Source organism: Bradyrhizobium arachidis (assembly GCF_024758505.1).
In the GTDB taxonomy this organism is placed as follows: domain Bacteria; phylum Pseudomonadota; class Alphaproteobacteria; order Rhizobiales; family Xanthobacteraceae; genus Bradyrhizobium; species Bradyrhizobium manausense_C.
In genome coordinates this window covers 6,052,780-6,063,688 of the sequence record NZ_CP077970.1, presented here as the reverse complement: position 1 = coordinate 6,063,688, position 10,909 = coordinate 6,052,780, and the positions used below count along the sequence as shown (strand labels likewise).

The 10,909-nt window shown below is 66.4% G+C and carries 9 protein-coding genes and 1 riboswitch; of the genes, 7 read left to right on the top strand and 2 right to left on the bottom strand.

The window, feature by feature from the left end; genetic code table 11:
* The first annotated feature begins 103 nt into the window (after positions 1-103).
* Complete coding sequence (cbiB, locus tag KUF59_RS28085) at positions 104-1,045, top strand: adenosylcobinamide-phosphate synthase CbiB (protein WP_258767252.1); 942 nt, start codon at positions 104-106, stop codon at positions 1,043-1,045.
* A gap of 11 nt (positions 1,046-1,056) precedes the next feature.
* A complete protein-coding gene (gene cobD / locus KUF59_RS28080; protein WP_212455442.1) occupies positions 1,057-2,022 on the top strand; it encodes a threonine-phosphate decarboxylase CobD in 966 nt (321 codons plus the stop codon).
* 2 nt (positions 2,023-2,024) lie between these two features.
* Here the strand turns inward: cobD and KUF59_RS28075 are convergent, their stop codons facing one another.
* The gene (locus KUF59_RS28075) at positions 2,025-3,473 is read right to left on the bottom strand and encodes a cobyric acid synthase (RefSeq protein ID WP_212455441.1); all 1,449 of its coding nucleotides are present in this window, start codon (positions 3,471-3,473) and stop codon (positions 2,025-2,027) included.
* A gap of 11 nt (positions 3,474-3,484) precedes the next feature.
* On the bottom strand, positions 3,485-4,129 hold the full coding sequence (gene cobO / locus KUF59_RS28070) for a cob(I)yrinic acid a,c-diamide adenosyltransferase (RefSeq protein WP_212455440.1): 645 nt from the start codon (positions 4,127-4,129) through the stop codon (positions 3,485-3,487).
* 40 nt (positions 4,130-4,169) lie between these two features.
* Positions 4,170-4,390, top strand: a riboswitch (cobalamin riboswitch).
* 93 nt (positions 4,391-4,483) lie between these two features.
* Between cobO and KUF59_RS28065 the strand changes: the two genes are divergently transcribed.
* The 5 genes from KUF59_RS28065 to KUF59_RS28045 are packed head-to-tail and all read left to right on the top strand — an operon-like array spanning position 4,484 to position 10,908.
* The gene (locus KUF59_RS28065) at positions 4,484-4,858 is read left to right on the top strand and encodes a DUF1636 family protein (RefSeq protein WP_212455439.1); all 375 of its coding nucleotides are present in this window, start codon (positions 4,484-4,486) and stop codon (positions 4,856-4,858) included.
* Positions 4,855-5,889: a cobalamin biosynthesis protein CobW gene (cobW, locus tag KUF59_RS28060; protein WP_212455438.1), complete on the top strand. Its 1,035-nt coding sequence runs from the start codon at positions 4,855-4,857 to the stop codon at positions 5,887-5,889. The genes KUF59_RS28065 and cobW overlap by 4 nt, the downstream gene beginning before the upstream one ends.
* A complete protein-coding gene (cobN, locus tag KUF59_RS28055; protein ID WP_212455437.1) occupies positions 5,889-9,134 on the top strand; it encodes a cobaltochelatase subunit CobN in 3,246 nt (1,081 codons plus the stop codon). Before cobW ends, cobN begins: the two co-directional genes overlap by 1 nt.
* Entirely contained in the window at positions 9,131-10,279 is a 1,149-nt protein-coding gene (gene cobG, locus KUF59_RS28050; RefSeq protein ID WP_258767251.1) for a precorrin-3B synthase, read from the top strand. The genes cobN and cobG overlap by 4 nt, the downstream gene beginning before the upstream one ends.
* Entirely contained in the window at positions 10,279-10,908 is a 630-nt protein-coding gene (locus KUF59_RS28045; RefSeq protein ID WP_212455435.1) for a precorrin-8X methylmutase, read from the top strand. Before cobG ends, KUF59_RS28045 begins: the two co-directional genes overlap by 1 nt.
* Position 10,909 lies beyond the last annotated feature (1 nt).

The following is a 10,909-nucleotide window of genomic DNA, read 5'->3' as shown; positions in this document are numbered from 1 at the left end:
ACCATCAATCGCAGGCAAAGACAAAGCCGAATTCACGCCCAAGGGGGCTTGCGCTTCGCCGCAATTCTTGCGCATCAGGGCGGGACGCAGCAGGAGAGGTGGCGTGGGTTTTGCCGGAGCAATGGCGGTCGCGATGATGGTGGACGCCCTGTTGGGCTGGCCCGCCGCGCTGTTTGCGAGGATTGGGCACCCCGTGACCTGGATCGGCAGGCTGATCAGCAGGCTTGATCGCGATTGGAACAGATCCGGCGACACGCCTTTGATCCGGCGTCTCGCGGGCCTGGCCGCCGCGCTGCTGGTGATCGGGATTTGCGTTGGAGCGGGCTGGATCGTGCAGGGCTTGCTGCCGTCGGGATGGAGCAGCATTCTGTTCGTCGGGCTCCTCGCATGGCCCATGGTCGCGCTGCGCTCGCTCTATGACCATGTCGATGCGGTGGCGGCGCCGCTGCAAGCTGATGACATCGATGCGGCACGGCTCGCGGTCGCGCAGATCGTCGGCCGAGATCCCGCGACGCTGGACGAGGCAGGCATCGCGCGCGCAGCGATCGAAAGTCTCGCCGAGAATGCGTCCGACGGCATCGTCGCGCCCATGTTCTGGGGTGCGCTGCTCGGTCTGCCCGGCATATTCGGTTACAAGGCGATCAACACGCTGGACTCCATGATCGGCCATCGCTCCGAGCGTCATTTGCGGTTCGGCTGGGCGGCGGCGCGCATCGACGACGTCGCGAATTTTATTCCGGCGCGTCTGACCGGTTGTCTCTTCGTGCTGGTCTCTTCGCGCGTCACGAAGGCGCTGTCCTGCATGGTGCGGGACGCGACCCGCCATCGTTCGGTCAATGCCGGCTGGCCGGAAGCCGCGATGGCCGGCGCGCTCGGCGTGCGCCTGAGCGGGCCGCGCAGCTATCATGGCCACGTGATCGCAGAACCCTGGCTGAACGAAACCGCGCGCGATCCGCAAGCCGCCGATCTCCGGCAGGGCTTGCGCCTCTACGTCCGCGCGATGCTGGTGCTCGGCGGTCTGCTCATCACACTGGCACTGGCGTGACGGAGCTGATGATGCGCGAGCACGGTGGCAATCTGGATCTGGCGGTTCAGCGCTTCGGCGGGCGGGTCGAAGACTGGATCGACCTCTCGACCGGCATCAATCGGCAGCCTTATCCGGTCGGCGATATTGAGCCGCGATACTGGGCTGCGCTGCCGTCGCGATCCGATATCGAAACGCTGCTTGAGGCCGCACGGCAGGCTTATGCGACCAATGCTCCAGTCCTCGCCATGGCGGGTGCGCAGGCTGCGATCCAGCTTCTGCCGCGCCTCGCGCCCCCCGGCCGGGCCCGCGTGCTCGCACCCACATACAATGAGTACGCCGCCGCGCTCTCGGCCGCCGGCTGGGAGGTAACGGAAGTTTCTACGCTGGATGCGCTCGCAGGCGCGGAACTCGCCGTGGCGGTCAATCCCAACAATCCCGACGGCCGGCGTTACGATAAGGCTGCGTTGCTTGCGTTGCTGCCGCGCGTCGGCCGTCTCGTCATCGACGAAAGCTTCGCCGACGCCGTGCCTCAACAATCGCTCGCTGCGGAGGCGGGACGGCCCGGCCTCCTGATCCTGCGCTCATTCGGAAAGTTTTACGGCCTTGCGGGCTTGCGGCTCGGCTTCGTGCTCGGCGGGGAAGAGGACATCGGAACGCTGTCGGCGATGGCGGGCCCGTGGCCGGTATCCGGCGCGGCGATTGCGGTGGGGCGACGCGCCTTGCGCGATCGTGAATGGGCCAAAGCGACAGCAAAGCGTCTCGAAGGGGATTGCCTGCGCCTTGACACCACCGTCAAAGCACAGGGCTGGCAGCTCGTCGGCGGCACGCCGTTGTTTCGTCTCTACGAAACCGGCGATGCGCATGCGGCACAAGCCGGCCTTGGCGGCGCACGCATCTGGTCACGCATCTTCGCGCAACAGCCGGGCTGGCTGCGGCTGGGATTGCCGGGCGACGAAAGCGAATGGGCGCGGCTCACCGACGCGCTATCGCGCTGAGCTCAGCGCGCCAGCGCAAACAGCCCTTGGACATCGAGGTGGGCTTCGATGTGATCGGCCAGCGCATCCAGCGCGTCCTCGACACGCGTGCCGTAGCGCTGATCCGTCACGGGAATATCGAGCCGCGCAAGGAACGAACGACGGAACGCGTCCGACGCAAACAGCCCATGCAGATAGCTGCCGTAGACGCGACCGTCGCGTGAAATCGCGCCTTCCGACACGCCGTCGAGCAGGGCGAACGGGCGTTCGCGGTCGGGCCCCTCGGTTCGCCCGATGTGGATCTCATAGGCATCGATCGGCTGCTTGGTCTCCGCGTGTTGCGCGGTCACGCGCGTGAGCGTCTTGTCTCCGGTCATGACCGTTGTCACATCCAGTAGCCCAAGTCCCGGCGTTTCGCCGGCGGGCCCCTCGATGCCTTCCGGATCGGCCACGCTACGCCCGAGCATCTGATAGCCACCACAGACGCCGAGCACGTGGCCGCCGCGGCGGTGATGCGCGAGGAGATCGATGTCCCAGCCCTGCGCGCGCAGGAAGGCGAGGTCGCCGCGTGTCGATTTCGAGCCGGGAATGATGACGAGTCTGCAGTCGCCGGGAATGGCTTCTCCGGGACGGATCATTACGAGATCGACACCGGGTTCGAGCTTGAGCGGATCGAGGTCGTCGAAATTCGCGATCCGTGACTGCGCGAGAAACGCAATCTTGCATTGGCCTGGCTTTCGCGCGTCGGCGAGCCCAAGGGCATCCTCGGCAGGAAGCTCGATCGCGCGGGTAAAGTAGGGCAGCACGCCAAAACCCCGCCACGACGTGCTGGCCTCGATCGTTCGATAGCCGTCATCGAACAGCGTGGGATCGCCGCGGAACTTGTTGATGACAAACCCCTGGATCATGGCGGCATCATCGGGGTCGATCACGGTCTTGATGCCGACGAGCTGCGCGATCACGCCGCCGCGGTCGATGTCGCCGATCAGCACGACGGGGACATCGGCTCGCCGCGCAAAACCCATGTTGGCGATGTCGGATTTGCGCAGGTTGACTTCGGCCGGGCTGCCGGCGCCTTCGACCAGCACGAGATCGGCGCGTTGCTTCAGTCGCTCAAAGCTCTCCAGCACCGCGCCCATCAGCGAAGGTTTTAGCGAGGCATATTCGCGGGCGCGGGCCGTGGCGATGCGCTTGCCGTGCACGATGATCTGCGCGCCGACATCGGTCTCCGGCTTCAGGAGAACCGGGTTCATGTCAGTGTGCGGCTCGACGCCGGCGGCGAGCGCCTGCAAGGCCTGCGCGCGGCCGATCTCGCCGCCGTCGACGGTGACGGCCGCATTGTTCGACATGTTCTGCGGCTTGAACGGCAGCACGCGCAGGCCGCGTCGCCTCGCGACGCGCGCAAGGCCCGCGACGACGAGCGACTTGCCCACGTCCGAGCCTGCACCCTGGATCATCAATGCCCGCGCCATCGTTACAGTCTTCAGAACTCGACGCCCGCTTGCGCCTTGATGCCGGAGCGAAATGGATGCTTCACAAGCGTCATCTCGGTGACGAGGTCGGCGATCTCGATCAGTTCTTCCTTGGCATTGCGCCCGGTGAGAACGACATGCGTCATCGGCGGTTTGTGATCCCGCAAAAATTCGACGATTTCGGCGATATCAAGATAGTCGTAGCGCAGTGCGATGTTGATCTCGTCGAGCACGACCATGCGCAGGTGCTGATCCAGGATCAGCTCCTTCGCTTTCTCCCAGCCGGCCTTTGCGGCAGCGATATCGCGGGCGCGGTCCTGCGTTTCCCAGGTAAAACCTTCGCCCATTGCATGGAACTGGCAGAGGTCGCCGAAATGCCCGGTGAGCAGGCGGCGTTCGCCGGTGTCCCAGGCGCCCTTGATGAACTGGACGACCGCACAGGGAAAGCCATGCGCGACACAGCGCACGATCATGCCGAAGGCGGAGGATGACTTTCCCTTGCCCGCGCCGGTGTGGACGACGATCAGGCCCTTCTCGCCGCTCTTGGTCGCCATGATCTTGTCGCGTGCGACCTTTTTCTTGGCCATTTTCGCGGCGTGACGCGCGTCGGAAGCGACGGTGTCGGCGTCCTCGGCGGTGTCCTGTTCAGACGTCATCTGACGTGGTCCTTTGGCTTGACAAGCGGCGGCCTTGGGCAAATGGTGGGCCTGCGTTGGTTCCTGTCCTATGACAGGCGAAGAGGGAATGCGATAGGCCTCGAATCGGGAAGATTCGAGTTCGAAAAGCAGCCGCCCCCGCGACCGTGACCGGAGAGATGCCCAGAGCCACTGATCCCTGAGGGGGTTGGGAAGGCGGGGATCGAAGGACGAAAGTCCTGCTCCGCAAGCCGGGAGACCTGCCAGCGCAAACGTTTTGGACCGGCGGACGGGGTGTTCCGCGACGGGGAAGCGAACCCATGCCGAATCGGTTCGCACACCTCATCGCCTCCCGTTGTTTCCTTGGGAAGGGCGATGACTGTCACACTTCACGTCTGCATTACCTGCCGTGCCGGTCAGACGATCGGTGAGGGCGAGACGACGCCCGGCAAACGCCTGCACGCCGCGATTCTCGACGCCGGCGTGCCTGATGGCGTCAGCGTGGTTCCCGTCGAGTGCCTGTCCGCGTGCAGCCAGGGCTGCTCGGTCGCGCTGAGCGCGCCCGGCCGCTGGTCCTATGTCTACGGCCGGCTGTCCGAGGCTAACGCGAAGGACGTGGTTGCCGGCGCGTCGGCCTACGCCGGGGCGCCCGACGGCATCGTGCCGTGGCGCAGCCGCCCGGAAATCTTTCGCAAGCAATCGCTCGCCCGCATTCCACCCATTGCCGCAGTTCCAGAGGCCGCCGAATGAACTCGCTCGCAAAAGTCCCCGTCACCGTCGTCACCGGCTTTCTCGGCTCGGGCAAGACGACGCTGATCCGGCATCTCATCACCAACGCCAACGGCAAGAAGCTCGCGGTGCTCGTCAACGAGTTCGGCAGCGAGGGCGTTGACGGCGAGATCCTGAAATCCTGCGCCGATGCCGACTGCCCGGAAGAAAACATCGTCGAGCTCGCCAATGGCTGCATCTGCTGCACCGTGGCCGATGATTTCATTCCGGCGATGGAGCAACTGCTCGCGCGCCCGGTGAAACCCGATCACATCGTGATCGAGACGTCGGGCCTGGCGTTGCCGAAGCCGCTTCTGAAGGCGTTCGACTGGCCGGAGATCCGGTCGCGGATTACGGTGGATGGCGTGATCGCGCTCGCCGACGCCGAAGCCGTGGCCGCCGGTCGCTTCGCGCCGGATCCGGATGCCGTCGAAGCGCAGCGCGCGGCCGACGATAATGTCGATCACGAGACGCCGCTCTCGGAGGTGTTCGAGGACCAGATTGCCTGCGCCGACATCGTGCTGTTGACCAAGGCCGATCTGGCAGGCGCGTCCGGTCTCGAAGCCGCCAAGGCCGCGATCGAGGCCGAGATGCCGCGGCGGGTGCCGATGCTGCCGGTGACCGAAGGCGTGGTCGATTTGCGCGTGATCCTGGGCCTTGAGGCAGCCGCGGAGGACGATCTCGCTGCGCGGCCGTCACATCACGACGGCGAGGATGAGCACGAGCACAATGATTTCAACTCCGTCGTGATCGATCTTCCTGAAGTTACCGATATCGATGCATTGGTCGCGTCCGTCCAGCGGTTGGCGCGCGAGCAGAACGTGCTGCGCGCCAAGGGCTACATCGCCGTCGAAGGCAAGCCGATGCGGCTCTTGCTGCAGTCGGTCGGGGAGCGCGTGCGGCATCAGTTCGATCGGCCATGGGGCAGCCGCGCGAGGCAATCAAAACTGGTCGTGATTGGCGAGCACGGCGATATCGACGAGGCCGCGATCAAGGCGGGACTTGGTATCTGATGCACGTCGTCTTCCGCGAGAGCCGCGGTCTCGAGGAGACCGCAACGCCACGAGACATCGGCCAGGACGCGGCCGATCTCGTGGTGCTCTCGTTCTCGGACAGCGATCTTGCGGCCTTCGCTGTGGGCTGGCGGCGAGGGCGGAACAGCCTGCCGTCGCTGCGGCTTGCCAATCTTGCCGAGCTGCGCCATCCGCTGTCGGTCGATACCTATATTGAGCGGACCCTGTCGCAGGCGCGCGGCATTCTCGTGCGGCTGATCGGCGGCGAGTCCTATTGGCCGTATGGGCTGGCGGCGCTGCATCGCCTGGCAAAGGACCGCAACATCGTGCTCGCCGTGCTGCCGGGAGATGGCCGTGACGACGAGCGGCTGGATGCATTTTCGACCCTGCCGGCTTCGACGCTCAGGCGGCTCAAGGCACTCTGTGACAAGGGCGGGCCGGTCGCGGCACAGGCAGCCATCGCGCAGCTCGCGCTGGCGTCGGGACTTTATGCGGGACCCGTCGTCGGCGAATTGGATGTTCCCGAGATCGGCTTCTACGACCCAGCTCGCGGTCGCGTGACCACTCCGGCATTCGATGGCCGGCCTCGCGCACTGGTCAGCTTCTATCGCTCCTATCTCACGGCCGCCGATACGGGACCGATCGACGCGTTGATCGCAGCGTTGAGGCAAAAGGGATTTGACGCCTACGGCCTCTTCGTCACTTCGCTGAAGGCGCCTGATGTGGCGGACTGGCTGCGCGCGCATGTCGAAAAACATCCGCCGGCGGTGATCGTGAATGCGACCGCATTCTCCGCGATCGGCGACGACGGCCGGACGCCGTTTGACGCTGCAGCCTGCCCGGTCTTCCAGGTCGCGTTGTCCACGGCTCGCCGTGACGATTGGGCCTCATCACAGCGCGGTCTCTCGCCGGGCGACCTTGCAATGCATGTGGTGCTGCCGGAAGTGGACGGCCGTCTGTTTGCCGGCGTGGTCAGCTTCAAGTCATCAGGCACGCGCGATCCCGATCTGCAGTTTGCGCACCTGGCGCATCAAGCCGATGACGAGAGGGTCGATGCGGTCGCGGCCAAGGTCGCGGCCTGGCATCGCCTTGCGACAAAACAAGCCGGCGAGAAGCGGCTGGCGATCGTGCTCTCGAATTATCCGGGCCGTCCGCACCAGATTGCACATGCCGTCGGGCTCGACGCGCTCGCCTCCGTCGAGGCGCTGCTCACTGATCTCGGTGAGGCCGGTTTCGAGATCGAAGCGGCGGGTGCGCTCGGCGATGCCCTGTTGCAGCAACATTTGACTTGGGACGTCGCCGACTATCGCGAAGCGCTGTCCCGCCTTCCGCGCCAGTTGCAGGACGATCTCGCCAGTGCCTGGGGCGCGCCTGAGGACGACCCGGCTTGTCGTGATGGCGAATTCCGTTTCGCTGCGATCCGCTCCGGCAACGCGCTCATCGCGGTCCAGCCGGAGCGCGGAGAGGTCGGGCATCGCGATGCCGACTATCATGATCTCGCACGTACGCCGCGCCACGCTTATGTCGCGTTCTATCTGTGGCTCCGGCATCCGGGGATCGATGCGGTCATCCACATGGGCGCGCATGGCACGCTGGAATGGCTGCCCGGCAAGTCCGTCGCGCTGTCGTCGGCCTGCTGGCCGGATGCGCTGACCGGCGATCTGCCGGTCATCTATCCCTTCATTGTCAACGATCCCGGCGAAGCGGCACAGGCCAAGCGGCGGATCAGTGCCGTCACGATCGGCCATCTGCCGCCGCCCTTGGTCGAGGCCGCCGTGCCGGAAGACCTGCGCCGGCTGGAGCGGCTGCTCGACGAATATTCGACCGCCGATGGCCTCGATCCCGCGCGCCGCCAGCGCCTGATCGGAGCGATCCGCGACGAAGCGCGTGCTGCGGGCCTCGAAGACGATCTGGGTCTCGATGCGTCAGCCGCATCGGCGGAGGCCATTCCACGGATCGATCGCTTCGTCTGCGATCTCAAGGAAAGCCAGTTTGGCGACGGCCTCCACGTGTTCGGCCGCGGCGCGTGCGGGGAGGCGGAGAAGGGCGCGTTGCTCGCTGCGCTCGCGGGCGGGCGTGTTGCGCCGGGACCGTCGGGTTCGCCCTATCGCGGGCGACAGGACGTGCTGCCCACCGGGCGCAATTTGTTCGCCGTCGATCCGCGCGCGGTGCCGACGCCGTCCGCGCATGCGCAGGGCATCAAGCTCGCGGAAGAATTGCTGCGCCGTCACCTGCAGGATCATGGTGACTGGCCAAAAGGGATCGTCGTCGATCTCTGGGGCTCCTCTACGATGCGCACGGCGGGCGAGGATTTTGCGATGGCCCTGCATCTGGCGGGTCTCACGCCGCGCTGGGACCACGGATCGGGGCGGGTGACGGGTTTTGACATCATCGCGCCGGCCGAACTCGGCCGTCCCCGCATCGACGTCACCCTGCGCGTCTCCGGCCTGTTCCGCGATGTTTTCTCCACGCTCGCACAATTGTTCGAGGCCGCGGCTGAAGTGCTGTCCGCGCGCGAGGATGAGGGCGAGGAGAATCCTTATCGTCATCGCGCCGCACGCGTGTTCGGCCCGCGTCCCGGACATTACGGTGTCGGCGCAGCTTCGGTGCCTGATATCTTTACGCCGGAGTCGCGCGACGCGGCCGGCGAGGCCTGGCTGTCGGCGTCGTCCTGGGCGTTCTCGTCGGACGGCGCGATACAGGCGGACCGCGCCGGCATCGAGGCGCGTCTCGCTTCGGCCGATACATTCGTTCATACCCAGGATCTGCCGGAAACCGACCTGCTGTTGGCCGCGGACTATGCCGCGCATGAAGCCGGCATTGCCGCCGCGGCCGCGCGGCTCGGCGGCGCCACCCCCGCGCTCTATCATCTGGACTCTACGCGCCCCGATCAGCCGCGGGCGCGCGCGTTGCCCGAGGAGATCGCGCGCGTGGTGCGGGCGCGGGCCGCCAATCCGGACTGGATCGCCGGCATGATGCGCCACGGTTTTCGGGGCGCGGCCGAAATTGCGGCGACGCTGGAGCACATGGCGGCGTTCGCGCATCTCGCCGGCGCCGTGCCGCCGCATCTGTTCGATCTCTATTTTGACGCGACGCTCGCCGCCGACGAGGTCCGCACGTTCATGGCGCGGGAGAACCCTGCGGCGCTGGCCGCGATGGAAACCTGCTTCAGCCGCCTGCATGAGGCTTCGCTCTGGAAGACACGCCGCAACTCGATTGCGGCCGCGCTGCGGGAGGCCTCATGAGCGACGCCGCGATCAAGGGCTGGTGCCCCGGCGCGCTGCGGCCGATGCTCTCGGGCGATGGGCTCGTGGTCCGCGTCCGCCCCTATGGCGGCAGGCTTTCGGCGCAGCAGGCAGCCGGCATCGCCGATCTGGCCGAGCGCCATGGCAATGGCCTGATCGACCTGACCAGTCGTGCCAATCTCCAGATCCGCGGCGTCGGCGATGCCGGGCATCGCCCTCTGCTCGACGGCCTTGCGCGACTGGGGCTGCTCGACGCTGACACAGAGACCGAGCGGCGGCGCAACGTGCTGGTGTCGCCGTTCTGGCGTGTTGGCGACGACACGCCTTCGCTGGCGGCCGAATTCGAACAGGCACTCAGCGATTGCGCTCTCGACCTTCCGACCAAGTTCGGCTTTGCGATCGACGAGGGGACAGAAGGCGCGCTCGCGGCCGCATCAGCCGATGTACGGATCGAACGCGATCCCGCGGGGCACCTGATCGTGCGCGCGGATGGCGCGGAATTTGGTTGTCCGGTTTCACGGGCGGACGCAGTCGCTGCGGTGCTGGCGCTGGCGGAGTGGTTCATAGCGTCGGGCGGGCGAGGGCGGATGGCGGCACATCTTCGCGATGGCGCAAAATTGCCTGACGCGTTGCGTGGCCATGCTGAACCCGCACCGGTGATGGCCAGTGCACTGCCCGGCCTTTGTCCGCAAGGCGCGCTGGTCGGCGCAGCCTTCGGACAACTGACACCTTCCGCGCTTCATCATCTCGCGCGTCTTGCGCCCGCGCTGCGTATGACGCCGTGGCGGATGCTGTTGCTCGAAGGGCTGCACGCGATGCGCAGCCATGATGACCTCATCACACGCTCGGATGATCCCTTGCTGCGCGCAATCGCCTGTAGCGGTGCCCCCCGCTGCCGTGAGGCGCATGCCGATACGCGCGAGCTGGCGGTCACGCTGGCGCCGCACATTGCGCCCGATGCGCATCTGCACGTCTCCGGCTGCGCCAAGGGCTGCGCGCATTCCGGTCCGGCCTCGATTACGCTGGTTGCGACCGGCGCCGGATACGACCTCGTCAGCAACGGCACGACGCGCGATGCGCCCGTCCTGCGCGGGCTGAGCGCCGACAGCATCCTCGCAAGCCCCTCGATCGTCGGAGGATGCTGATGCCGCATGTTTACGAAACCGACGGCGCTGCGATCTACCAAAAGTCCTTTGCGACTATCCGGTCCGAGGCGCATCTCGGCCGCTTCACGCCGGACGAGGAGCCGGTGGTCGTGCGCATGATTCATGCGGCCGGAATGATCGGGCTGGAGGCTCATGTCCGTTTTACGCCTGATATGGCGGCGGCCGCGCGCGCGGCGTTGCAGAGGGGCGCGCCGATCCTCTGCGACGCGCGCATGGTGTCGGAAGGGATTACGCGCGCGCGCCTGCCGGCCGGGAACGCCGTGATCTGCACCCTCGGCGATCCCGCCGTGCCAGATCTCGCAAAATCCATGGGCAACACGCGGTCCGCGGCCGCGCTCGAACTGTGGCGGCCGCGCCTCGAGGGCGCAATCGTCGCCATCGGCAACGCGCCGACCGCGCTGTTTCACCTGCTCAACATGCTCGAGGACCAAAGCTGTCCGAGGCCGGCGGCGATTATCGGCTGCCCCGTCGGTTTCGTCGGCGCGGCCGAGTCCAAGGCGGCATTGATGCAAAATCCGCCGGCGCCTGCGCTCACCGTCGAAGGCCGGCTCGGTGGCTCCGCGATCACTGTTGCCGCCGTCAATGCACTCGCGAGCCGGAGCGAATAGT